Here is a 23,191-nt window from a genome sequence, read left to right as displayed (position 1 = left end):
GTCTTGCATCAGTTTATTCGCTTTCTGCTGACCGGCGTGTTAGCCACACTGCTGCAATATGCGTTACTCGAGGTAACTGCGGGCAGGTTGCAATGGTCTCCTGCCCTCGGCTCGGGTCTCGGCTATGTCGCTGGATCGATCTTGAGCTACGCAATGAATTATTACTACACATTCCGCAGTGATACGCCCCATATGAAGGCAGCGCCACGATTCTACGTGATGGTCGGAATCGGGTGGCTACTCAACACAACCACGATGGCGCTTCTTGCGGACATTGGCGGCTGGAACAAGTGGGTTTCGCAGGTGCTCGCTACGCTGTTCACGCTGCTCTGGAATTTTCTTGCGGCCCGCAAATGGGTATTCGAGTGAGGTAGCATGAACAAGCAAATCTCAATTGTGGTGCCGGTATACAATGAGCAGGCGGTGGTTGAAATCTTCTATGAAAAATTCACGAGGGTTCTTTCTCGCCTGCCAGATTATAATTTTGAGATTTTGTTCGTAAACGACGGCAGTTCCGATCAAACGCAGCAGATCGTGGATAATCTCGCCAGTCGCGACGCGCGCGTGTCTTCGATACTCTTCTCCCGCAACTTCGGGAAAGAAGCCGCGATGACTGCAGGACTTGACGCGGCTCAAGGAGACGCAGTGGCGATATTTGATGTCGATCTGCAGGATCCACCTGAATTGCTGGTGAGTTTCGTAGAACAATGGGAGGCAGGCTACGACGTTGTGAACGCCATGCGAATCCGTCGCGAGGGCGAAACGTGGCTTAAAAGGTTCACGGCTGCCGGATTCTATCGGATAATGAAGCGAATGTCCCCAGTGACTATCCCTGCCGATACTGGCGATTGCAGGCTTCTCAGCCAGCGAGCAGTTCACGCAATTCGACAATTGCGGGAAAATCATCGCTTCATGAAAGGGCTATACGCTTGGATCGGATACCCGACCACCGCGGTCGAGTATGAGCGCAGTCCGCGCGCAGCGGGAAAGACCAGTTTCAACTATTGGAAGCTTTGGAACTTCGCGATTGAAGGTTTTACGTCTTTTTCCACGATTCCTCTGAGAATTGCATTGTATTTCGGAACAACAATCTCAGCATGTGCATTTATGATGGGGACTTGGATCATCCTGAAGACGCTGATATGGGGCGAGGCTGTTCACGGCTATCCTACGATCATCGTATCCATTCTCTTTCTTGGTGGCATCCAGCTCTTTTTTATCGGAGTGCTCGGCGAATATATCGGTCGGATATATGGGGAAACAAAGAAACGTCCCCTTTATCTCATCCAACACTATAAACCCTCACAGATCGGTCGAAGCAGACCGGGTGACGCATGAACGTCCCAACGCTAGCTGCGCTATTTGGCGGACGGCAGAATAACCTGAACCTCATGCGCCTTTTGGCTGCACTTGCGGTCATCTACGGCCACACTAGTGCCGTCACTGGCAAGGCTCCGCCAGATCTCTTTCTGCAGCTTGTGGGTTTCAAGTTCCTCGGTGGCGTTGCGGTTGATGTATTCTTCGTTTTGAGCGGATTCTTGATTACCGCGAGTGCATTGAAAAGCACGATGACGCAATTTGTGTTATCGAGGGTGCTAAGAATATATCCCGCACTAGTAGTCTGTATGGTTGTCACGGTCTTTGTAATTGGAGGAATTTTTACAACGGATAATAGTTACTACAGTAACGGTTCCACGTGGAGATATTTTCTTACCAACGCCACGGGAACGGGAACTGAATACTACCTGCCTGGAGTGTTTGATAACCTCCACGACAAGGCTGTTAATGGATCGATATGGTCGATCGTATTAGAGCTAAGGTTATATGCTTCAGTATTTGTTCTAATGTATGTCGGTGTTCTTCTGCGAAAGAATGCTTTCAACGTATTGTGCGTGTTTTTGATCTGCGCAGGATATTTCGGTGCTGGCTTCATTGACGCGCTCATCCCCGATGCGAACCATCGACATGTCGCATTAATGTTCCTTCTGGGGTCATTCGCTTGCATCAATCGCTTGGAGTTTCCCTTAAGCCCTCTGTTGCTGTTATTTTTGCTGTTTTTGTCTGCGGCTACACACGGCACCGATAAATTCATCTACATGTATACGATCACGCTCACCTATTTAGTGTTCTATGTCGCGCTGATCCCGGGTGCGCGCTGGTTCGACAATGTCGGAGATTACTCTTATGGAGTGTATCTCTACGGGTGGCCATCGCAACAGCTTGTTGCTACAGCATTTCCTAGTTTGCCAAATAGCGCCCACACACTTCTCGCCTGCAGTCTCGCATTGTTCTTTGCAGCTTTTTCTTGGCATTTCATCGAGAAACCCTGCTTGAGTCTAAAGAAGCGTCTGCGTTTGAAGCGCTCACACAGTGACAGAATTTCAGGGGAACTCAGCCGTAATGAGACGATTTAAGGCATGCGTTTTGCGCACGGAGGCATTCGATGTCACAACAATAGTAGTTTTCTCGCTACTGTCGTTGGGAGTGCTGATAGCCAACCCAGGATACTACAGTCATGACGAATTGCAGAAACTGGACCACGTGGCGAGGTTTGGCATCGGCGACTATATCCGTCATTACGTGGTGCTTGCCCGACCAGAGGCTTTCGGTACCCCGGTTCGCCCTCTCGCCTTCCTCGTACAGGGGGGGCTGGCGCTCTTTATGCAGAACTATCCCGTCGTCGTCCACTTCATGGACGTCCTGCCTCACGTCATCGTGGCGGTACTTCTTTACGTGCTGGCGCTACGGTATTCGCAGGATAGATTGCTTGCGCTTTGGGCGGCTTTAATTTTTGCCATTTGCCCGATGACCATAATTGCCACTGGTTGGTCAGCGGCCTTGATGGATCGATGGTACGTTCTCTTCGGAATGTTAGCTTTTCTCTGTGCTGACGCCTACGTTCGCCGCGACGAGGGAGGCTCATTTCTAACGTTAGCGCTCGTTTTTATCTGCGGGACATTGGCAGTCCTATCAAAGGAAACCGCGTTGGTCCTACCGGCCACGACGATTTTAATGCTGGTTCGATATCCAAAACTAAATCTCAGGCGGTTTGTCATAGCAACAGGGATATGGTTCCTCCCATCTTTGCTATTTTTTCTCTATCGCTTACCTTCGCTAGTTGGATCGTTTGGGGCTCATGACCAAGGACCATATGGGCCGTCTTTGGCAAACGCGCCTTCCGGGCTTCTTGTCTATTTCACTTATCCATTTTTGTTCGGCATAACGGAAGCCAACAACTGGGTATTCTTCTCATCGCTGAGGTTAATACTAGCGGCGTTTGTCCACGGTTGCTTGATTTTGTGTATTTTTGTTAGAGGGGGCGCTAGAGCAACGTTCGCTTATGTATTTCTATATTTTCTGTTTCTCCTCCCTGTATTGCTTATTCCTACACGAGGAGCCCATTATCTTTACGGGTCCTCTTTGGTTTTCAGTGTTGGGTTAGCGTATCTCCTTAGGGGAGCGCGCGGTTGGCCGAGTTGGCTTCAGGGGCTGGTCGGTGTAATGGTCGTTTGCTTGACTATTCAAGCGGCATATCTGGAAGCGTTCGTCTATTCGATCGGTTCATGTATGAATTCTGCGCTAATCGGCCTGCAATCCGCCTACCTCAGTCACGGCCGTCCCCAAATAGTCGATCTCAGAGCAGAACTCGGCGCTCCAGCCCACGTACTTTACCGCTTTACGACCGGAAGGAGCCAGATCGGCGCCGACTATCCGGTAAAATTCGTGGTTTCTGAATGGGGTGCGGAACGGACTAAGGACGCGGTGACGCTTGCCATGAATAAAGAATGCATAGTGTATTCACTTCCGCCGGAATGAGCCTCAGCCGACCGTTGATCTAATGGAATTGGAGAATGACCGTGGCAACGAAAATAATGTGCGTTGTTGGAACGCGACCCGAAGCGATCAAGATGGCTCCGGTGATACTGGCCTTGCAAGCCCAACCATGGGCTGAGGTTAGAGTTCTGGCGACCGCGCAACATCGCCAGATGCTTGATCAAGTCATGAATTTCTTTGGAATTTCACCCGATATTGATCTAGATCTTATGCGCCCTAATCAAAGCCTTGCTGCCTTGACTGCGCGGCTTCTGCAGGAAATGGACGCTGTCCTACTTTCGGAAAAACCGGATGTCGTTCTTGGTCAAGGTGATACGACAACGGTTATGGCTGTCGCGCTTGCATGTTTCTATCGACGAATCCCCTTCGGGCATATAGAGGCGGGACTGCGCACGGGTGACTTGCAAAATCCGTTTCCGGAAGAGGCAAATCGTGTGATAGCGGGCCGTTTGGCGCGATGGCATTTCGCCCCGACGGAGAGCTCGCGCCGTAATCTTCTCAAAGAAGGTGTACAAGATTCAGACATAGCGGTGACCGGCAACACTGTCATCGATGCTTTGCTAATGACGGCTTCGAAAGATATCGATATAGGGATCTCGCTGGATGAGCGGAAACGGCTGGTGCTTGTAACATCGCACAGACGGGAGAACTTTGGACAACCCTTTGTGAATATCTGCCATGCAATCAAGACGTTGGCTGACCGCAACGCCGATGTACAGGTTCTTTATCCAGTGCATCCGAACCCCAATGTCAAAGACGTCGCCTACGATATATTGGGAGGAACGTCGAATATCGTTCTATGTGATCCTCTGGACTATGCCCCCTTCGTGGCCGCAATGAAAAAGGCCTATCTCATCATCTCTGATTCCGGCGGCGTGCAAGAGGAGGCGCCGGCACTAGGAAAACCCGTCCTAGTGTTGCGAGAGGAGACCGAGCGCCCCGAGGCTGTTGATTTGGGCGTCGTAAAGCTCGTTGGTTCTGACACCAATAACATAGTCACCGAAGCGCAGCTGATGTTGGACGATGTTGCAGCGTATCAGGCCGTCGCCAGAGGCGTTTCTCCCTACGGTGATGGGAAAGCAGCCGCCCGCATCGTGGAAGTGCTTCAGCAGGCGCATCAATGCAGTTAGTATACTTGTCGCCAGTCCCGTGGGATAGCTTTGCTCAGCGGCCTCACAAGTTTGTCGAATGGTTTCATCAATCGACGAGCGGGGACGTTTTGTGGGTGGAACCCTATCCGACTCGCTTTCCTTCTCTTTCCGACGTGACGCGAGACAGACGTGACAAGGTTGCTAAGCTCGGCCATCGTCCGGAGTGGCTAGAGGTTTTGCGTCCGCGTAGCTTGCCTATCGAACCGCTCCCAGGTTCCCAAGTTCTTAATAAGCGGTTGTGGAATCCGCTGCTTTGCATCATGCGTGAATATAGTCGTAAGGAAAAAACATTCTTGGCGATCGGAAAGCCATCGCGCCTTGCGTTGATGGCTATCGAACAACTGCACATCGACTCGATGTACGATGCAATGGACGATTTTCCTGCATTCTACCGCGGCCTGTCCCGTCTTTCGATGCGTATCACCGAGGAAAGGTTGGTCGCTTCTGTGGGACATCTCGTAGTGTCATCAACGTTGTTGGCGAAGCGCTGGAGATCCGTGCGACCTGATCTTCAGCTGATAAGAAATGGTTTAGACCCTGATGTACTCCCGCCTGCCTTATCTAAAGGCAAACGAAACGAAACCAAGATTTTGGGCTACCTCGGTACCATCGGCGCTTGGTTCGATTGGGAGTGGCTGGTTAATCTCGCCGAAAATCGGCCAGGTGATTCTATCAGACTAATTGGTCCGATATTTACGCCAAGTCCGCTTCCGTTGCCTGCTAACGTAGAGATCCGACCTCCGCTTGGACATGAAGCCGCTTTGCTTGCGATGCGAGATTTCGATGTCGGGCTCATCCCGTTCAAGCGAACGGAACTTACGGCATCAGTCGATCCGATCAAATACTACGAGTACAGGAGCCTGGGACTTCCGGTCGTATCGACCGATTTTGGTGAGATGTCTTATCGGGGGGGGGAAGAAGGGGTCTTCCTTAGCAAGGTCGTCGGTGACGCGGCTTTCCTCATTGAGCAGGCGCTGGCGTCTGGGACGATATCGGAGCGTGCTAGCCACTTCAAAGAAGCGAATAGCTGGACGGCACGCTTTTCTCACTTGCGGCCGTTCGACCTTCGGCGTTCCCCAGAAGGAGACATTGCGCGGTAAGTTTAGCGTCCGCCTCGCCGCGGATCCTGCCCAGCATAACGTGTTAAATACAGAAAGAGACTGCGCACATGCCAGCGCCGGTAGCGCCAGATCTTGCGACTATCCCTGCGCGCATCATGGACAATCTTGACTGATGGACACGCCATGACCTTGCGACGATTCCGCCAAATGCGCGCGCAGATATCGACATCTTCGTAGTAGAGAAAAAACCTCTCATCGAAGCCATTGAGCGAAGCAAAATCGCGGGATTTAAACAACATGAACATGCCGGCGATCCAATCCGGGGCCAGATCGTCTTCCCCGAACGATATGGAATATCGTCCCTCACTCAAGCCCACAGCCTTGAGAAGCAACGAGACTAGTGTGGGAAATCTTCTTATGCTGTCTTCCACGCGGCCGTCCGGGGCGACAACGAGCGGGCCCACGAGAGCCACTTCCGGATCCGAAAATAGCTTTAGCAGATGCGGGAACGGTGATGCCGCAAGAATTACGTCGGGATTGAGAACGCAAAAATAGGCCGTGTCGCAGGCCTGGAAGGCCGCATTATGATTTGCTCCGAACCCTTTCGGGAGTTGGTTGCGGACAATGACTAACCGGTCTGATATCGGCCAATCTAGCTCCTCACTAACATTAAGAGTTAGAATAACTTTTGTGACCTCCGGGAACAGGAGAAGCTGATTCACGAGCCGCGAAACCATATCGCCGTGCTGGTGGCTGACGATTGATACAGTAATCATGAATGAAGGCGATGTCCCTTGCTGCCGGCGTTGCATTCCACAAAAATGGTCTAATGGTCAACGCCGGCCAATAGCTCCAGCACCCGAGACTGCTGTTCACTTGTCAAACCGACCCACAAAGGCAAGCGGATCAAGCAGGCGGACTGCCTATCCGTCACGGCCATCGACCCGTGCACGCGCCCGTACCTCATGCCCGCTGGGGATGAGTGCAACGGTACGTAGTGAAAGACTGCGCCGATGTTCTCGTGCCTGAATCTTGCGAGCAGTCTTTCCCTATCGATATCAGGGTTCAGCAGCACATAGTACATGTGTCCGTTCTGTCGACATTCCTCGGGCACGATCGGTCTACGCAGCAGGCCACTCGCCTCCAGCGGCTTTAACAGATCATGATAACGCTGCCAGCTTGCCAGACGCTGTCTGGTGATAGTCTCGGCCTCTTCCAGCTGGGCCCATAGAAAAGCGGCGATTAGCTCGCCGGGTAGGAATGATGACCCCACTTCCTGCCAAGTATACTTGTCGACTTGGCCCCGGAAGAAACGGCTACGATCGGTGCCTTTTTCACGGATCATCTCGGCGCGTTGAATGTAGTCCCCGTCGTTGACGAGCAGGGCACCACCTTCGCCAGAGATCACATTCTTCGTCTCGTGAAAGCTGTAAGCTCCCAAATCGCCAATGCTTCCCAGGGTACGGCCTTTGTAGGAAGCCATAACACCTTGGGCCGCGTCCTCGACAACCTTCAAGCCATGACGCTTTGCAATGCCCATGATCGTGTCCATCTCACAGGACACGCCGGCATAGTGGACGACGGCAATTGCCTTTGTCCTTGGTGTGACTGCCGCCTCGATCAGGGTCTCATCGATGTTCAACGTGTCATCGCGGATATCCACGAAGACTGGCACACCCCCTCGTAAGACGAAAGCGTTGGCCGTTGAAACAAATGTGTAGGATGGCATGATAATCTCATCGCCAGGTGCGATGTTTAACAGCAATGCCGCCATTTCCAGTGCAGCAGTGCAGGAGTGCGTCAGCAGGACCTTGGTGCTTCCAGCCTGTGCTGCCAACCATTCGTGACATCGCTTCGTAAACGGACCATCACCAGCCAGAGCACCATTAAAGTGAGATTCGGCAATGTAATATAGCTCCTTGCCGGTCATGTAAGGCCAGTTGAAGGCTATTTTCAGATCACTCATGTCACTTCGCCTCGATTGTAGGTACCCGGAGACAAGGCTCGGTTAAACCGGTTGCATCGATATACGGCCTTGCAAACCCAGGCAACGTGCAGCGGCCGTTTTAATGAGGCGCGTTAACAGAGTTCAACGGACTGAGGCATTCATGTCACCCCGGCGACCGAAGTGTGGTTGGCTTCCTATAGCGACCATCCCAAAAGTATTGATGAAGCGCGCGCGTCGGCTTTATACAGCGAATGCTGGGTAGACACTTGTTTACAAGTTGATCTCTGTCCCGGAGACTTCGGCCAGCAGCCATGATGATGATCAATCAAAGAGAAAAGGAGCGATTCCGGCATGACGACGTTCGAAGTAGCAGACGGTTCCAGTCAAAGCGGGCTCTTCGAGACGTTCCAAAAGACTAAGCCGACCATAGCGGTGGGTATCGCGGGAATGATGATGCTAGCATTAACAGCCGCTACAGACTCATGGGACCGAAACTTAGCGCCGCTCGGTATCTTCTTTCCGTTGTTGATCGTCCTATTGTTAGTGACGGGATTTTCCTCTTTGGACGTTGTTCTTGCGAGAGCACTAACACGTTTCGCTGTTTTCCTCAGCAATCGCGGTGCTTTTTCTTCCAATCCAGAGGAGGAGGCCCCTAAATTTGCTTTTTTGAGGGTGATCTTTGGTGCGCTCCTTCTCGAGCGGGCCGTCTGGATTCTCGCCTATTTAGGACCTTCTGATTGGGATCACCCCTGGATTCTGGTATTCGTATTTACGAACCTGATCTGCGCGGTGTTGGTGACAGCGGGTTTTCTTACTCAGTATGCCTTTGTATTCCTCATCGTCGCGCAGTGGCAGATCGGTGATAGGGTGTTAGCAACGTCGACCTTGGGGAACTACATAGCGGCCACGTTCTCCGTGTTGCTGCTGTTCGCTAATGCGGGAGCGCACTTCTCGCTCGATGGCGTCGTCATTCGGCGGAAAAACACTTTCGCCAATTTGATCTCCGCGTTCTACTATAAAAATGGCATTCCCTCGGTAGCCGGTCTGCAAATATCTAAATTTATCACTTTATCGGCCTACTGGTGCGTTTGTCTCTACTCCCTTGTGATGCATCTTGGGGAGCCCGCCTGGATGAACGGGACTGCCGGCCCGCATCTTCTCACGAACAATTTTATGTCCCGCTATTCCTCGGAATTCGCGTGGCTTCTTTCACAAGGACCGATACCTGTATTTGCTAGCAGAATCGCCCTTTGGGCTATGCTGCCTTGGTACCTCGTCATTGTACCTTTTGTGGTCCTGGGTGGTTGGTTCCGGCAATATGTGATCATTTGGGGCGCGTTATTCTTTGCACTCAGTTTGTTCGTGTTACAACTCGGATGGCTGGCGCATTTCGAGTTTCTGTTCTTTGCTGGCCTCTTTTGGCAAAGGAGTTTCATCAGCGGGCCGAAACGCCTACAGGTTGCGTATGATGACAGATGCAATCTGTGCGACCGTACAGTGAGGTTTGTAAAGGCCATCGATTTATTCCGCCGCGTGGAACTTCGTCCCCTTTCGACAAATACTGCATGGCTTGTGAGTTACGGCATCGACCCGGGGGACGCGCAAAAGGATCTGTATGCCATCGACGCTGCCCGTACGAATAATCCGGTCAAAGGTTACGACTTTTATTTGTTCCTCAGTTCGCATGTCCTGCTATTGCTTCCGATCTATCCAATCCTTCTTGTGGGGAAATATCTGGGCGGTCCAGCAATATACCGGTTCGTAGCAGAACGGCGCACCAAGCTATTCGGAATATGTCAGATTCCAACAGAAAAGCCGGACTACCGGGTGTTGCCATTGGGTGATTCTGTTCCCATGGCCATTGGACGCCGCGACCCTATTGGCCCGACTTTCCTCCACATGATCTTCCTGATGTTTTCATATATCTTAGCAATACCCGCGCCACAGGCATGGTTCGGAGAAGAACGAATGCCCGAAAACATTCAAGCTGTCGTCAATGCTCAGGCGACGGCCGCTCGTATCTATGGCGTGGACCAGATTAATGTGTTCAATCATACCGATCTTCGCATGTCTGAAGGATGGTTCACCCTTTCGAAGAAATTTGTGGACGGAATTGAACAACTTCTGCCGATCTTCACCGAGGGCGGGAAACGGCTGTCGGCCCACAGATCGGATCGTATTTACTTCGGCAATACCGTTCGATTCAGGCGTGGTATCATTGCAAAGGATGGTTGTCAGTTTGCGGCCTACAAGGCGACGATGAATTATCTCGTCGAAGGAGAGAGAAAGGAAGGCGGTGTGTTTGTATACCGGCAATATTTTGAACCCCTTCCGAGCATCGATCTGCTGCTCCGCGGACAGTATGTCGCCGGACAGAGACGGCTGATATGCGAGGTCATTTTTTAAGTTGTCTTGCGCTTACGGGCGACGAGAAGCCTGGAGCCGCCGATCGGCAAGCAAAGGCCTGCTGTGATGAGCGCGATCTCGAAAGACAGCATTAAGTTGAAGATGTAGTTGATCGGTCGCGATAACTTTAGTTCCGAGCGGACATTGATTTCATCGACGGGCGTGTCGCGCCGAACTAGGCGCGAAAATGCCATTGCGGGCAGCAACAAGGTGACGAAGGACGTGCTCTTAACAACCTCAAATCCAGCCGCCTCCACTTTGCGGCGAAGCTCGGCCGCAGTATACCGCCTGTAGTGATGGGAGTATTCGTCAAGGGTGCTCCAGAGCCAAGGATGCTGCGGCACGGTAATCAGCAGTGTAGCATTTTGCTTTAGCGCAGCATGCATTTGCGCGAGAGCGAGTTCGTCGTCGTCGATATGCTCGATGACGTCGAAGGCACCAATGACATCAAATTCCTCGACAAATGGAATATCCCTCGCGTCCATTTGCATCAGAGATCCAGACGGCACTCGCTCGGACGCAAATCTCAGGCCTGCAGTGAAAATCTCGCTGCCAGCGATGCGAGCCTTCGGGTAGATCTGCGCTATCCCCGACAAAACAAAGCCGGTGCCGCAACCAACTTCCAGAAAGGATTTAAAGTCCGGATGGAACCGTTTCAGCGCCCATTGAAGTAGCTTGTTGCGGGACCGGAACCAGAAATTGCTCGCCTCCAGCGCTGCGAGATCATTAAAATACTCCGGTTGGAATCCTCCACCTGCAGTGGCGAACTCTGGAGCATATGCCGTGAAGCCGTCAATCTTTGCGGGCGCCCAACCGCAGGCGGGACATGTTTCAGAATCTGCGGCCGCGGGAAATGTGGTATTACAGGCGAGGCAACGGATCATCCAGCATTCCCACTAATAGCATCTGAACGCGGAAATACGAATAGTTTGAATGAGGCAAAAAGAAAGATCGCGACGATCGCGACGGAGGCCGCCTGCACGTAGGCGTGAGGAAAATTGAGCCGGTCGACAAATACTGAAAGAACCGAAAAATTGATGACATAACCAACCGCGTAGGCAGCGACATACCGTAAGGTCGCGCTCAACATCCTGGCATCGCTGGCAAAGACCCATCTTTTGTTTCCTACGAAGCTGATGCACGTGCCCACGCAATAAAGGATAGTCATTGCTGGTTTGGGCCCCATACCGAGATAGGTTATCCCGAGATACAGCGTATAACCCGCGACATTGGTGAGCAATCCTAGCGTTCCGTAGCGCAGAAGCTGAGCCAACGATTGCCAAGAGGCAGTCGCCGTCAACACGTTACTCTTAGTCGTGGACTGCAAGGCCAAATCCAGTCTTTCCAAATCCGTTACCGTTGTAAAGCATGTGCCAGCGCCCGCGATGAGCAAAGACGAAGGGATACTCGATCATGCCGCTGTCCCACCCGGATGTTGAGACATCGATGCCGGCCTCCTGCAGCCTTAACTCCCAGTCATAGCCGTTATCGCTCATCGCGTAGCCGATACGGTAGCTCTCGCCAAGCCCGCTACGGTAGGAAAACCACATTTGATAGCCGTTTCCTTCGCGGATAACAGTGGGCCGAGAGAAAGCCTGGGCGAGACCAATCTGGTATGGTACCGAAACGCCCCGCCGTTGCCAGATGTGACCGTCCTCAGATACCGCGGATTTAAGAACATGCAGCATCTCGCCGTTCCCGGCGTCCCAGTTCATGGTAGAGCCATACCACATCAAAAAACCGCCGTTCTCGCCTCGCTCTACCCATGGGTACGAGAGACTGATTGGATCGACACCATCGGCCGCCATGAGCGGAGTAGCCGTATCGAGTTCCAGTTCAAGCGCAGGTGTCACACGGATCCGACCGATGTCGCCGCGCCAATGTCCGTCGGGAGGATTTTGCCATCCCATGAAAAGCATATAGCGTTGGCCACCCACGGAGTAGCAATTGCCGATGCTGATACCCGCTTCGTAGAAACTGCCTGCTGGCCCATGCTCAAGAAACGGTGCCTCATGCTCGGCAACGATAACTCTGCGCTCTATATCGACGTCGACGGCGCCAACCGAGGATCGGTTCTGTTCATCTCGACCGCTGAAAAATATACGGTAGACGTCATCGTTCAGGTGCACAGGCAGGGGATTCGCAGCGTGGGAGCGCAATTTTGGATGAGTTCCACGCGGAACATAGAGCTGGCCAAGCTTATGCCAGCGTTTCATAGTGCTCATATCTTCCGCAACTTCGTACTCGGCACTTTTGAACGCTCCGTCGCTTGCGTGACATATACGCCCTCAGCCTCGGTATCGGACAAGATGAGCGCGCCTGCCCCGATAACGCAGCGGGCGCCAATTTTAATATGATCACGAAGCGTCGCATTGACGCCGATGAAGCATTGCTCTCCGATCTCTACGCCTCCGGACACGACAACGTGCGAAGCTATGAACGTGTGACTGCCAATTGTCGAGTGGTGTCCAATGTGGTTGCCGCTCCACAGGGTGACGTTATCGCCGATCCTGGAAAAGGGCTGTATCGTGTTGTCTTCAAAAATGAAGCAGTTTTCGCCGATGTGCCCGTCGTTCAGAACGGTGGCGCGAGAACTGACATAACTCGCGATCGCGTAGTTGCTTGCCTTGGCAGCTTCGTATTTTTGCCGGCGTAACGCATTCAGCTTGGTATAGCTCAGGGCGACGAACATGGCATGGTCAGAGGGTGGATAGATCTTGGTCACGCTTTCGAACGGGATAACCGGCAAACCACAGAATTCCGGTCCACTAAGATAGGCTTCATCCACAGTGAAGGCGACAACCTCGTAGTCGGAATCTGTTGAGAAGTACAGATGAGCGATTTGGGCGATATCGCCAGTCCCGAATACAATCAGTCGTTTCTTCATCACTTCCTCACCAGTATTGTAAATTCATAAAGCCCGTAATCATGGAGCAGCGCCACATTGCGCGAGTAGTTCCGCTTACAGTGATCGAAAAGCTCGCCCGCATTGGCATAATAAAGATAGCCTTGCATTCTGTCTCGGTCGGAATAGGACGTCAGGCAGTTGAACGCAAAGCCACGGCGGCTGGTCCTATCGAGCACGTCAAGTGTGTGCAACATGTGGGCGCGCCATGCATCGTCCCCGCTGTCGAGCCGCACATTGAAAATTCCACTTGCTATTCCATAGTCGGCCACTACATCTGGCTCTGCAGCCACGACGAAACGTGCCTTGCTATTTCCAGAAAAGCGCCGTTGGGCTGCGGCGATCATATCCGCGGAGAGATCGAAACCGCTATAGTGGATCCGGTCATGCAGGTTGTAAAGATAGTCAAAGTAACCGCCATATCCGCAGCCCAGGTCGTTTATCGAGAACTCGCTCGAACAATCTGTGACCTTGCTCAATTGCTCGAAACGAAGCGCTTGGCTTTCCTCGCCATTCCAGTCAACGCCTCGTGCGGACTCGCCGTGCTCTGCGAGCTTGCTGGAATAGTAATCTGCAACAGCCTTCAGAACATTTTTGCTAGTGTCTACCAAAATTCGTTCCTCTACCGCAAACCGCATGCGCGGACCCCTGGTTTTGCCTCAAAATAGAGTACCAATGATCTGTTCCTCGGTCCCAATGTCTTCTGCAGAACGTGTAGCGGATACATAGTGCGCCGATTGAGGATCAACGAGAAAAATGAGGGAAACGTCGTTTTGAACTTCACTTTCCGCCGGCCGGACTCCTTTGTCTGCTCCAGTTTGGACAGCTTGACCTTTGCTCCCTCCTGTGTCGAGACAAGATAGTTCGAAAATGGCAGTAGCAGGTTCGAAACAGGGAACGTCAGACCCTGCACATGCTGCAAAGACCACCCGTGCAGACGTGTGATCGTGTCGATCCTTTCTGGCGTATAGCGGCGGAAGTGACCGGCAATATCGTCCTCTATGCCCCAATAGTGCGGGCCGGCGGGCACAATACCAATCAGCGTCCCATCTCTCTTCTTTAGGTTGGCGAGCGACTTCAGCATGTAAAGTGCTTCGTCCTCGTCGCTCAAATGCTCCATGACCATCGAAGAAATGACAAGATCGACATCCTTAATTTCCGAGTTGATATAGTCGGCGTTGAATAGCGCCAAACGACCTGCGGCGATTTCGTTGGAAAATCGTTGTTCGAGTCTCTCTGCAGTTTGAACATCGAATTCGTAAATCATTCCACTCCATCCCCGCGAGAGCAGAAGGTGTGTAATTTCACCATTCCCGGCCCCGATTTCGATGAAACATCCGGGCTTCAATCGGTCTAGGCGTTCGGCGACATACATCAGCTGCAGGATGGTACCCGGTGGCAGTGCGTTCATTTCCGGATACGCTCCAGCACGACATCGATCGAGTAAAGCGGACGTTCCTTCACTTGGTCGAATATCTTGCCGATATAAAGACCCAGAACACCAAGGGATACGAGAATTGCACCTGTGCAAATTAGCATCATAACGAAAAGGCTAGTCCATCCCGGAGACGAGCCATGAAGAAAATAGCTAATGATGAAGTAGAGCGACGAAGCAATTCCGCCAAAAGAGAATACTAGCCCCGCAGTCACAATCCATCTAAGGAGCTCCGTGGATTGGAAAAAGATTCCATCGAAAGCATGCCGGATCAGCGCCGAGAGTGAATAGGAACTTCTTCCGGCAAACCGCTCATTGTGATCATATTCGATCTGGCCAACCGAGAACCCAAGCCAACGAAGAACAAAGAGATAGTGCCTCTCCCGCTCATTAAATCTAAGGAACTCATTGATCACTTTGCGCGAGAGAATTGAAAATGTCCCGAGCGAACTATCGAATGCCCCTTTGGATAGGCGCCCCATGAGGAAAAAATATGCCTTGGAGCCAAGCACCCTTCCGATCGAATGGCTGCGCGTTGTGCGCCTAGCAAGAACGATGTCAAACCCTTCTTTTATTTTGGCATAAAGATCAGGAATCCGCTCGGGAGGATCCTGCAAATCGCAATCCATTACAACTGCGTAGTTGCCTGTTGCTGCCGCGAGGCCTGCGGAGATTGCGATATGCTGGCCGAAATTCCGGCTCAGGCGAATCCCCTTCACCTCGGGGAAGTGTTCATGCGCCGCAACGATTTTCGACCAGGATTGATCAGGACTACCGTCGTCGACTAGCACTATTTCAAAGGAGGCGCCTATGCCCATCAAAGCGAGGCGGACTCGCGTGCAAAGCTCTTCTATGCAGCCGTCACATCCGTACACAGGGATCACCACGCTTATAGCTGCCCCGTTGCTGCCTTGGTCGACAGTCAGCGTCATAGCGCGACCCCAAGTTTGGCGGCGCGAGATTCACGCCATTCGCGGTCACTTAACGGCACCTGAGAGGTAAATCCGAGCAGGCGCTGCGTATGTTCGGGGAAAGTGAGCCGTTCGTCAGCTAAAAAGCGCGCAAAATCATATTGTTGCTTGAGGATCGGAACGGTGTACATCTGGTTAATGGCGCGACGAATATTAGCCGATGAGTTTGCTCCGGCCCGATGGAAAACCATGGAGTCGAATAAGATCACGGAGCCGGCCTGAGCCTCTCCTTGGATTGAATTATTCTCAATATATTGCGACGACGGCAAGTATTCGATCTTATGAGAAAAAGGCAAGAACTGCGTGCCTCCCGTCTGTGCGGAAAAATCGTCAATCGCAAAGAGCGCATTAATTGAGAGCGGCTTCGAGATGACAAAGTTCTGATACGGTAGATCGCGGTGCCACGAGCTTTGATGGTGCTCAATTTGAGGTCTGTTTATAATGGCATTCTGAAGATTCAGGATAAACCATTCGCCAAGGATTGCCTTCACGATCTCAACGATCCGAGGGTGCTCGGCCAAGGAGATGAAGGCCCTATCATAGAGGAGAGGGGCGCGGCAGAGGTCTAGTTCCTTCATGGCAGCAAAGCGATCTTTGCCGAATTCCTCTTCCTGTATCAAATAGGTTCGGTCAATTTTCGCCCGCCATTCCGTCAGTTGGTCCGGAGACAGGACACTGGGCAGGACGCTGTAGCCGCGATTCCTGATCGCCTCGACGTGGACCTCGATGTCGCTGCAAGCGGAGGACCTCGTGGATACACCGTATAATTTTTCTTGCATATCAAATATCCCGTGATCGAGTTTTTGCGTATTTCATGAATGCGGAACTGTCCTTGCCGCAGTTGAACAGCAAGTCAAGAATGGAGACAGCGTGGACAAATTCTCCCCACTGTTGCGGGTATTCCGGATAGCCCTGATAGTCAAACCACGCCAGTTTAAGGCCACGTTCGCTGAAGACCTTCTCATCAATATAAGCTCTGGCAGCAGGTCCTGATATATACTCCGTACCGCCTGCCTGCACGCAGAGATCGGCCAGCCGCTCGGACTTACCGTCAACAAGCTCGTAGTCCCAGGAATTCGTAATACGCGTCATTATGCCTAAGTAGCGGCAGATGCTTTCAAGCAGAGCGCGATTAAGAGGCGACAGTAGGTCGTAGTCGTTTGAAAAATAGAAGGGCTCCAGGAACGCGGCAACTTCGTCAAAATGGGGTGCTTTCTTGTAGTTCAAGACAAGCGATTTCCAGTGCGCGGTCGCCCACTCTCTTCCGTCGATTTCTGTTTGTCTGATCGTCTGGTGGTATTTACCCCTCACCTTGACGGGAACAGTCAACCACGCAAGCCCTTGTGGGGTCTTGATTTGATTTCGATTGCGCCAATCGCGCCGCGTATACTGCATGTCATCATATAGGATGAATTCGTCGACTGCGGCGATGATGTCGAAATAACCCTTCCAAGGGATGTAATTTGATTGAAGAATCGCGATTTTTTTCATGAGTTAGGGCTTTTGGCTTTGTAGATCTCATAGGCCGGATTCGTTGAGACGGGAATCGGCTCGAAATTGTCTATAATGTATCGATAGGTGAGTGGGTGGGTGTTTCGAAAGCGAAGAGCATCCTGTCCGTCGAGCGCGAGATTGAGAACGAAAATGAAACCTGGCGAAGCCGACCTTATTCGTTCGATCTCGTCCCGCTCGAAGCTTTCGTTTCGAGGAAACAGTGCATAAATTTCCCACATTGGCGATTTGCGCTCAAGCAGCGCGTAGGCACCTGGCCAGAAGGGCGTGGCTACGAAGCTTTTGCCATCTGGCGCATACTGATCCGTCAGGTGGCGAAGCAAGGCAACATCTCTTGCGGTTGCCGGGTCGACTACGAGCTTGCTCCCCGAGACTGTGATATCTACGCATCGTGCGCCGACCGTGCATTGCCAGCCGGGATGCTGCACGCTCATCACCCACAAACTGGCAGCGCAAAGGGCAGTGGTCAGAAACCACCTGGCCTTAGCACCGAGCATAGTGAATAAGATGAAGCACCCTACCAGCATAGGAAAGATGCCCTGTGCAAGGTGACCAACGTCGGCCCGTGAGAATGCGTAATGTGAGTAGGGAATGGCTAGAAAAACGGCCGCTACCAACCCCGGGGGCACAGGCTTTCGTCGTAGACGCGCGACTACCACCCAAATCGCTCCCAACCACCCGAATGCTAAGACGGCTAGGAAGAACGATCCGACCAGCAAATCGCGCATAGCGTCTTCAAATGGCGCGCTGACGAAATTGGCCGTCCACGGCCAAGGCACCGGTAGTGGGAGATTCGTCGCGCTCTGCTCGAAGAGCAGTCGGATACTCTCCCAGAAAGCGAGCGCAAATCCCGGAACTAAAAGCATCATCAAGACCACTGGCAAGAAGCCGACCGCAATGCCTCCCATCCAGCAGAGTACCCCCCGCACAAAGCTCGTGCTGGCTTCCGATTTGATGGAGAGCCAAAGAATCACTGAGAGGCCGCCGACTATACCGTAGACGCCGTGATTTCGTCCGAAAACAGCAACCAAACCAACCGCGGTGCCTGCTGCGAAATAGCGGTAGAGCGTGGGTCTGCGAACGAGGTATGCTAGGATACCAATTAGAAAGATTGAAAGCGAAATATCGAACAGCTTATGGCGTGGAAACATCCAAACTGCCAGCGTAATCGCGGTGATTCCCCAGAAGAGGAGCCTGTCCTTGCCCTCAAATTCCGTGGAGCGGACAACTAAAAGTAATCCGGCAAGCAATCCGAAGGCCTGAAATATAGCCACAGCGGCGCGTGTCTGCATGATGCCGCTGTCGCCCATGATGCTGACGAGCGCCGCGGACCAATAATAGCGGCCAGGGTCGTAAGACATGAAATCTCTGATAGGAATCTCGCCCTTGACGACACGCTGCACTCCATACCAAAGGAAGCCCTCATCCCAAAGGTTGAACCCCACGTTCCCCTGCCAACCAAAGAGCAGGGCAACCGCTACAAATGACAATATGGAGGCGGAGGCCCATTCGTAGAAACGGTGCTGCTCGTGCTTATACATTTTCCCCGATTGCTCTAGGTGGTTGAGAGAGTCGAACAGACGTCTCTGGAACGATTTTTGTTAGCGTGAAAGTGGCTACCAATCCCTATCCAATGTCTCACCCTCAAGCAAGCGAGCGGCCGAAGTGGGACGCCGTGGCCCAAGACAGCCATCGCCGCGACAACGAGGAGATATCTTAAAGGGCATTAGCATTGTCCTGTCCTTGGAGACCCGACCTCAGCCGGTATATTCAAAACATCGGCAATGATAAGCGGACGGATTCACTTCTTTGAAGTGCCAGTCCGTCGATGGCCGAACGGCTATCGGGTCGACGGCACCAACCTCCTCCATCGCTCTGATTACAGACCTAGCCGTATCTTCGAGTGCTAAGAGATGTGAAGTGGTAATATCGGTTTCCTGGCCGGTGGCGCCGCGTTTCGACGATGAGGGCGAGGCAAGCGTCGCTACTGAAACATCGCTCCGGCGGCGAGTCGAGTGCGGAACTGCAACACTCTCTTCAGACAAATCTGGATCATGGTATGGACGGCAAGCTATTTTTCGCCCCGGTGCGCCGTCGCGCATCAAGAGAGATAAGAAAATGGGATGGGCAGCCCTGAGAGGAAAAAATCATCTGTTAGTCGTGTTTCGTGATTTCTCTGCCACAACCATCCCGAAATACGGCAAACGCTGATATCTCCATAGCGTTGTAGCCTAGAGTGCGCTACATCGTGGGCAAATGGCTGAAGCGAACGGTTCGCCGCCGTAGCTGCGCCAAAGGGCAGCGTAGTGGAGAATGATTTCGCGCATGGATGGCGTCGTTCTGCAGCAACACGACTCCGGTCTTCGTGCGCTTTGCGGTATCGCCGCGTTCTACCGGATTGCCGCTGACCCAATCCAGCTTCAGCACGATCTGGCGCTGAAGGGGCGGACATCCGAAGCCATCGACATCCAGCGAGCAGCCAGGATTATCGGTCTCAAGGCGCGTGTCGTGGAGAAGGTCACGGAGCACCGCCTTCGGTCCATGCCGGTTCCGGCAATCGTCAAAGTGCGCAGCGGCTCCTTTCAGGTGCTCGGCGGCTTGAATCCATCGGGCAAGTACAGGCTCGTCGATCCGATCACGCGCGTTGATCGGGAGATTGCCACGTCGGATATGTTGGAGGAAATCGGTTCGTGCGTGATCCTCGTTGGCCGACGGGCCGGCGGAGAAGGGTCCGATCCCAGGGAGTTCGGCCTCAAGTGGTTTTTGCCGTCGATATGGCGATACCGCAAGCCACTCGCCCATGTTCTGCTTGCATCGCTGTTTGTTCAGATCTTTGCGCTCGTCACGCCCTTGTTTTTCCAGGTTGTGGTCGACAAGGTCTTGACGCACAAAGGCTACTCGACGTTGTTTGTGCTGGTCGCCGGCATTGCGATTATTGGTCTCTTCGATGTCGTCCTTCAATATCTCAGAACCTACGCGCTGGCGCATACGACGAACCGGATCGACGTCGAGCTTGGGCAGCGGTTGTTTCATCATCTTCTTCGGCTGCCGCTCGGCTACTTCGAGACCCGCTCGGCAGGTCAGACGGTTGCAAGGGTGCGCGAGCTTGAAACGATCCGTGCATTTCTGACCGGGCAGGGACTTTTCGCAGCACTTGATGTCATTTTCACTTTTGTCTTCATCGCGGTTCTTTTTGCTTATTCCTGGAGCTTGACGCTGATCGTCATTGCCGCGATCCCGATTTACATCCTGATCGGAATGGCGGTCAGGCCGGCGCTTCGCGAATTCGTCAAAGAGAAATTCAATCGCGGTGCGGCGAGCCAGCAATTCCTCGTCGAAGCCATCGTTGGCGTCCATACGGTCAAGTCCGCCGCCGTGGAACCGGTGATGCAGGCACAGTGGGAGGAGAAGCTTGCAGCCTACGTGCGGACAGCTTTCGATACGACGCTGCTCAGCGCTGGCGGACAAAACGCCATTCAATATGTCAGCAAGGTTTCGACGGCAGCTCTTCTCCTCTTCGGCGCCAAGGCTGTCATCGATGGCGAACTGTCCGTCGGCTCGCTCGTTGCCTTCAACATGATCGCCGGCCAGGTCACCCAGCCGGTCTTGAGGCTGTCTCAACTCTGGCAGGATTTTCAGCAGGTGCAGATCTCCGTTGATCGGCTGGGGGACATTCTGAACACGCCGATGGAGCGTCAACCCGGCGCTCGTCTGTCGTTGCCGGCGCCACGTGGACATATCGAATTTCGAAATGTCACCTTCCGCTATCGGCCCGGTTCCCCGGAGGTCCTGAAGAACGTATCGCTCGAGATCAGACCCGGCGAGATGATCGGCATCGTCGGCGCCTCAGGTTCTGGAAAATCGACGCTGACCAAGCTCGTCCAGCGCCTCTATGTCCCGGAGGAGGGGCAGGTGCTTCTCGACGGGGCCGACCTTTCGCAACTCGATCCGGCCTGGCTTCGAAGCCACATAGGGGTGGTTCTCCAGGAGAACCTTTTGTTCAACCGCACTATTCATGACAACATCGCCTTTTCAAACCCGGCGATGCAGCGGGCTCAGGTCATTGCTGTTGCGAGGCTCGCCGGCGCCGACGAGTTCATCACTAGGCTGCCGCAGGGCTATGACACGATGATCGAGGAGCGCGGTGCGAACCTTTCCGGCGGCCAGCGCCAGAGGATCGCCATTGCGCGCGCCCTTGCGACCAATCCGCCGATATTGATTTTCGATGAGGCAACCAGTGCCCTTGACTATGAAAGCGAGCGCATCATTCAGACGAACATGCGCCAGATCGCCAAGGGACGAACGGTAATCATCATCGCGCACCGGCTTGCCGCCGTCAGGCGGTGCAACCGGATCATCGGCATTGCCGACGGTCGGATCGCCGAGGTCGGCAGCCATGAAGAATTGTTGGGTAGGCCGGATGGCCTCTATTCGCGTCTTTGGGCATTGCAGAGCGACAGGGGAGCGGCATGAGCGCGGCCGCTGACGCCCATCGCTATTCGGCTCATCCGCGACCCGCAATGCGCGCGGATCACGAATTTCTGGCGCCAGCACTTGAAGTTTTGGAAACGCCACCATCACCCATACGCATGACGCTGATCCTGGTCATCTGCCTGTTCACCGCGGTTGCGCTGGTGTGGTCCTATGTTGGCCGCATCGATATTATCGCTGCTGCGCAAGGCAAGATCCAGCCGACCGGCCGTGTCAAGGTCGTGCAGCCATTGCTGACGGGGAAGGTGAAGGCACTGCCGCCGCAAAACGGCGATCACGTGCGCCAGGCCGACATTCTGCTCGAACTTGATCCGACGGATGCCCTTGCGGACGAAAGGGACGCCTCAAAGGGCCTCGCATCCGTGAAGGCTGAGGTTCGGCGCCGCAGGTCGGTTATCCAGTTCGTGCGTTCGCAACCTGCGGCGGGATCGGTTCCGGAAGTTGACTGGGGCAGAGACACAGGTCTTGAGCTGCAACAGCGCGAGAACGGCATCCTTCGGGGCGATATCGAGCGATACTACGCCACCATTGCCTCACTCGACGCGCAGCAGCATCAGAAGGAAGTGGAGCGTGATCGGCTCAAAGTGACAGTGGCCGCGCAGGAATCTCTCGTTTTGACCCTCAAAGAGCGCGTGATGATGCGCAGTACGCTGGCTTCGAAGGATGCAGGTACAATGGCAAGCGTCATCGATGCGACAGAGGCAATGAAGGAGCAAGTGACGCAGCTGGCGGTACGGCAGGGGCAGCTTGCTGATGCCGAGGCCGCAATTAATGTCTTCGCGAGCGAGAAACGGAAAACCGAACGCGCCTTTCTAAGCGACCAGCTCGACCGGCTTGGCGATGCCGAGCGCCGCGCGGACGAATTGGAAGAGCGCCTGGCGAAGGCAAAGAATTCCCTTGAGCAGATGACATTGCGCAGTCCGATCGATGGAACGGTACAAGCCTCCTCGGTGACCGGGCTCGGGCAGGTGGTCACCGTTGGTCAAGACCTGATGCGCATCGTACCCGAAAACAGCGCGCTCGAGCTCGAAGTCTATATGCCGAACAAGGACATTGGCTTCATAAAAGTCGGCCAGGACGCCGTCGTGAAGCTTGAGGCCTTTCCGTTCACCCGTTACGGGACGGTTGCAGCCGTCGTCGTGAAGGTCGCCGCTGATGCCATCCCGGAGCCAGACGCAACCCGTCGTGAGGGCGACCCCACAAGCCGGCAGTCGGGCACAGTTTTTGGCGGAGCGGAGAGAACACAGAACCTAGTCTTTCCTGTTACGCTGCGCCTAGAAGCCGATCACATTTTAGCTGACGGGGCAAATGTCAACCTGTCGCCGGGCATGGCTGCAGTCGCCGAGGTCCGTACCGGTCAGCGCAGAATACTGGAATATGTGTTTTCGCCACTGGTTGAGGTCACTGACGAGGCGCTCCATGAGCGATGAAGGATCGTCACGACATAATGGCTATGACTGCTTTGTGAATACGGCAT

At 53.4% G+C, this 23,191-nt stretch carries 21 protein-coding genes; 9 read left to right on the top strand and 12 right to left on the bottom strand.

The features are described 5' to 3' along the window. The first annotated feature begins 3 nt into the window (after window positions 1-3). The 6 genes from NBG89_RS27775 to NBG89_RS27750 all read left to right on the top strand — a co-directional run bounded on the left by NBG89_RS27775 (window position 4) and on the right by NBG89_RS27750 (window position 6,085). Window positions 4-369, top strand: coding sequence for a GtrA family protein (locus NBG89_RS27775; RefSeq protein WP_431323490.1), 366 nt, complete (start codon window positions 4-6; stop codon window positions 367-369). A gap of 6 nt (window positions 370-375) precedes the next feature. Continuing rightward, window positions 376-1,338, top strand: a complete 963-nt coding sequence (locus NBG89_RS27770; RefSeq protein WP_431323489.1) for a glycosyltransferase family 2 protein — start codon at window positions 376-378, stop codon at window positions 1,336-1,338. Continuing rightward, window positions 1,335-2,414 carry an acyltransferase family protein gene (locus NBG89_RS27765; protein WP_431323488.1) on the top strand — a complete coding sequence of 360 codons (1,080 nt, stop codon included), beginning with the start codon at window positions 1,335-1,337 and terminating at the stop codon, window positions 2,412-2,414. The genes NBG89_RS27770 and NBG89_RS27765 overlap by 4 nt, the downstream gene beginning before the upstream one ends. Beyond that, window positions 2,401-3,816: a hypothetical protein gene (locus NBG89_RS27760; protein ID WP_431323487.1), complete on the top strand. Its 1,416-nt coding sequence runs from the start codon at window positions 2,401-2,403 to the stop codon at window positions 3,814-3,816. The genes NBG89_RS27765 and NBG89_RS27760 overlap by 14 nt, the downstream gene beginning before the upstream one ends. Window positions 3,817-3,851: 35 nt before the next feature. Then, the gene (gene wecB, locus NBG89_RS27755) at window positions 3,852-4,964 is read left to right on the top strand and encodes a non-hydrolyzing UDP-N-acetylglucosamine 2-epimerase (RefSeq protein ID WP_431323486.1); all 1,113 of its coding nucleotides are present in this window, start codon (window positions 3,852-3,854) and stop codon (window positions 4,962-4,964) included. Window positions 4,965-5,059: 95 nt separating this feature from the next. Continuing rightward, complete coding sequence (locus NBG89_RS27750; RefSeq protein ID WP_431323485.1) at window positions 5,060-6,085, top strand: hypothetical protein; 1,026 nt, start codon at window positions 5,060-5,062, stop codon at window positions 6,083-6,085. Window positions 6,086-6,087: 2 nt separating this feature from the next. Here the strand turns inward: NBG89_RS27750 and NBG89_RS27745 are convergent, their stop codons facing one another. Beyond that, window positions 6,088-6,822 (bottom strand): glycosyltransferase, encoded by a 735-nt coding sequence (locus NBG89_RS27745; protein WP_431323484.1) that lies wholly within the window; start codon window positions 6,820-6,822, stop codon window positions 6,088-6,090. A gap of 50 nt (window positions 6,823-6,872) precedes the next feature. Next, the gene (rffA, locus tag NBG89_RS27740) at window positions 6,873-8,012 is read right to left on the bottom strand and encodes a dTDP-4-amino-4,6-dideoxygalactose transaminase (RefSeq protein WP_431323483.1); all 1,140 of its coding nucleotides are present in this window, start codon (window positions 8,010-8,012) and stop codon (window positions 6,873-6,875) included. Window positions 8,013-8,345: 333 nt separating this feature from the next. Here rffA and NBG89_RS27735 point away from each other — a divergent pair, with 333 nt between their 5' ends. Continuing rightward, window positions 8,346-10,400 (top strand): thiol-disulfide oxidoreductase DCC family protein, encoded by a 2,055-nt coding sequence (locus NBG89_RS27735; protein ID WP_431323482.1) that lies wholly within the window; start codon window positions 8,346-8,348, stop codon window positions 10,398-10,400. Here the strand turns inward: NBG89_RS27735 and NBG89_RS27730 are convergent. From NBG89_RS27730 to NBG89_RS27685, 10 genes are read right to left on the bottom strand one after another with little or no spacing between them, the layout of a single operon-like run. Beyond that, a complete protein-coding gene (locus NBG89_RS27730; RefSeq protein WP_431323481.1) occupies window positions 10,397-11,284 on the bottom strand; it encodes a methyltransferase domain-containing protein in 888 nt (295 codons plus the stop codon). The genes NBG89_RS27735 and NBG89_RS27730 overlap by 4 nt on opposite strands. After that, window positions 11,281-11,700, bottom strand: coding sequence for a GtrA family protein (locus NBG89_RS27725; RefSeq protein WP_431323480.1), 420 nt, complete (start codon window positions 11,698-11,700; stop codon window positions 11,281-11,283). The genes NBG89_RS27730 and NBG89_RS27725 overlap by 4 nt, the downstream gene beginning before the upstream one ends. 10 nt (window positions 11,701-11,710) lie before the next feature. Continuing rightward, a complete protein-coding gene (locus tag NBG89_RS27720) occupies window positions 11,711-12,625 on the bottom strand; it encodes a hypothetical protein (RefSeq protein WP_431323479.1) in 915 nt (304 codons plus the stop codon). Continuing rightward, window positions 12,622-13,287, bottom strand: coding sequence for an acetyltransferase (locus NBG89_RS27715; protein WP_431323478.1), 666 nt, complete (start codon window positions 13,285-13,287; stop codon window positions 12,622-12,624). Before NBG89_RS27715 ends, NBG89_RS27720 begins: the two co-directional genes overlap by 4 nt. Further along, entirely contained in the window at window positions 13,287-13,943 is a 657-nt protein-coding gene (locus NBG89_RS27710; RefSeq protein WP_431323477.1) for a class I SAM-dependent methyltransferase, read from the bottom strand. The genes NBG89_RS27715 and NBG89_RS27710 overlap by 1 nt, the downstream gene beginning before the upstream one ends. Continuing rightward, the gene (locus NBG89_RS27705; protein ID WP_431323476.1) at window positions 13,928-14,716 is read right to left on the bottom strand and encodes a class I SAM-dependent methyltransferase; all 789 of its coding nucleotides are present in this window, start codon (window positions 14,714-14,716) and stop codon (window positions 13,928-13,930) included. The genes NBG89_RS27710 and NBG89_RS27705 overlap by 16 nt, the downstream gene beginning before the upstream one ends. Beyond that, window positions 14,713-15,672 (bottom strand): glycosyltransferase family 2 protein, encoded by a 960-nt coding sequence (locus NBG89_RS27700; RefSeq protein ID WP_431323475.1) that lies wholly within the window; start codon window positions 15,670-15,672, stop codon window positions 14,713-14,715. Before NBG89_RS27700 ends, NBG89_RS27705 begins: the two co-directional genes overlap by 4 nt. Continuing rightward, entirely contained in the window at window positions 15,669-16,490 is an 822-nt protein-coding gene (locus NBG89_RS27695; protein ID WP_431323474.1) for a phytanoyl-CoA dioxygenase family protein, read from the bottom strand. The genes NBG89_RS27700 and NBG89_RS27695 overlap by 4 nt, the downstream gene beginning before the upstream one ends. Window position 16,491: 1 nt before the next feature. After that, on the bottom strand, window positions 16,492-17,202 hold the full coding sequence (locus tag NBG89_RS27690; protein ID WP_431323473.1) for a WbqC family protein: 711 nt from the start codon (window positions 17,200-17,202) through the stop codon (window positions 16,492-16,494). Next, window positions 17,199-18,764: a hypothetical protein gene (locus tag NBG89_RS27685; RefSeq protein WP_431323472.1), complete on the bottom strand. Its 1,566-nt coding sequence runs from the start codon at window positions 18,762-18,764 to the stop codon at window positions 17,199-17,201. The genes NBG89_RS27690 and NBG89_RS27685 overlap by 4 nt, the downstream gene beginning before the upstream one ends. Window positions 18,765-19,548: 784 nt before the next feature. Between NBG89_RS27685 and NBG89_RS27680 the strand changes: the two genes are divergently transcribed. Together NBG89_RS27680 and NBG89_RS27675 are read left to right on the top strand one after the other, a co-directional pair. Then, window positions 19,549-21,696 (top strand): type I secretion system permease/ATPase, encoded by a 2,148-nt coding sequence (locus tag NBG89_RS27680; protein ID WP_431323471.1) that lies wholly within the window; start codon window positions 19,549-19,551, stop codon window positions 21,694-21,696. Next, a complete protein-coding gene (locus NBG89_RS27675) occupies window positions 21,693-23,144 on the top strand; it encodes an HlyD family type I secretion periplasmic adaptor subunit (protein ID WP_431323470.1) in 1,452 nt (483 codons plus the stop codon). The genes NBG89_RS27680 and NBG89_RS27675 overlap by 4 nt, the downstream gene beginning before the upstream one ends. The last annotated feature ends 47 nt before the right edge of the window (window positions 23,145-23,191 follow it).

Origin of the sequence: Rhizobium sp. YTU87027 (assembly GCF_050644135.1) — a bacterium.
GTDB lineage: Bacteria > Pseudomonadota > Alphaproteobacteria > Rhizobiales > Rhizobiaceae > Rhizobium.
The sequence above is the reverse complement of the archived record's forward strand: the minus strand, read 5'-3'. Positions and strand labels throughout refer to the sequence as shown.

Excerpts from the sequence above, each read along its gene's own strand:
- NBG89_RS27760 (WP_431323487.1), top strand. The coding sequence starts at position 2,401 with ATGAGACGATTTAAGGCATGCGTTTTGCGCACGGAGGCATTCGATGTC.
- NBG89_RS27710 (WP_431323477.1), bottom strand. The coding sequence starts at position 13,943 with ATGCGGTTTGCGGTAGAGGAACGAATTTTGGTAGACACTAGCAAAAAT.
- NBG89_RS27675 (WP_431323470.1), top strand. The coding sequence starts at position 21,693 with ATGAGCGCGGCCGCTGACGCCCATCGCTATTCGGCTCATCCGCGACCC.
- NBG89_RS27730 (WP_431323481.1), bottom strand. The coding sequence starts at position 11,284 with ATGATCCGTTGCCTCGCCTGTAATACCACATTTCCCGCGGCCGCAGAT.
- NBG89_RS27735 (WP_431323482.1), top strand. The coding sequence starts at position 8,346 with ATGACGACGTTCGAAGTAGCAGACGGTTCCAGTCAAAGCGGGCTCTTC.
- NBG89_RS27695 (WP_431323474.1), bottom strand. The coding sequence starts at position 16,490 with ATGCAAGAAAAATTATACGGTGTATCCACGAGGTCCTCCGCTTGCAGC.
- NBG89_RS27720 (WP_431323479.1), bottom strand. The coding sequence starts at position 12,625 with ATGAGCACTATGAAACGCTGGCATAAGCTTGGCCAGCTCTATGTTCCG.
- NBG89_RS27705 (WP_431323476.1), bottom strand. The coding sequence starts at position 14,716 with ATGAACGCACTGCCACCGGGTACCATCCTGCAGCTGATGTATGTCGCC.
- NBG89_RS27715 (WP_431323478.1), bottom strand. The coding sequence starts at position 13,287 with ATGAAGAAACGACTGATTGTATTCGGGACTGGCGATATCGCCCAAATC.
- NBG89_RS27770 (WP_431323489.1), top strand. The coding sequence starts at position 376 with ATGAACAAGCAAATCTCAATTGTGGTGCCGGTATACAATGAGCAGGCG.
- NBG89_RS27745 (WP_431323484.1), bottom strand. The coding sequence starts at position 6,822 with ATGATTACTGTATCAATCGTCAGCCACCAGCACGGCGATATGGTTTCG.
- NBG89_RS27700 (WP_431323475.1), bottom strand. The coding sequence starts at position 15,672 with ATGACGCTGACTGTCGACCAAGGCAGCAACGGGGCAGCTATAAGCGTG.
- NBG89_RS27765 (WP_431323488.1), top strand. The coding sequence starts at position 1,335 with ATGAACGTCCCAACGCTAGCTGCGCTATTTGGCGGACGGCAGAATAAC.
- wecB (WP_431323486.1), top strand. The coding sequence starts at position 3,852 with ATGACCGTGGCAACGAAAATAATGTGCGTTGTTGGAACGCGACCCGAA.
- NBG89_RS27685 (WP_431323472.1), bottom strand. The coding sequence starts at position 18,764 with ATGTATAAGCACGAGCAGCACCGTTTCTACGAATGGGCCTCCGCCTCC.
- NBG89_RS27680 (WP_431323471.1), top strand. The coding sequence starts at position 19,549 with ATGGATGGCGTCGTTCTGCAGCAACACGACTCCGGTCTTCGTGCGCTT.
- NBG89_RS27690 (WP_431323473.1), bottom strand. The coding sequence starts at position 17,202 with ATGAAAAAAATCGCGATTCTTCAATCAAATTACATCCCTTGGAAGGGT.
- rffA (WP_431323483.1), bottom strand. The coding sequence starts at position 8,012 with ATGAGTGATCTGAAAATAGCCTTCAACTGGCCTTACATGACCGGCAAG.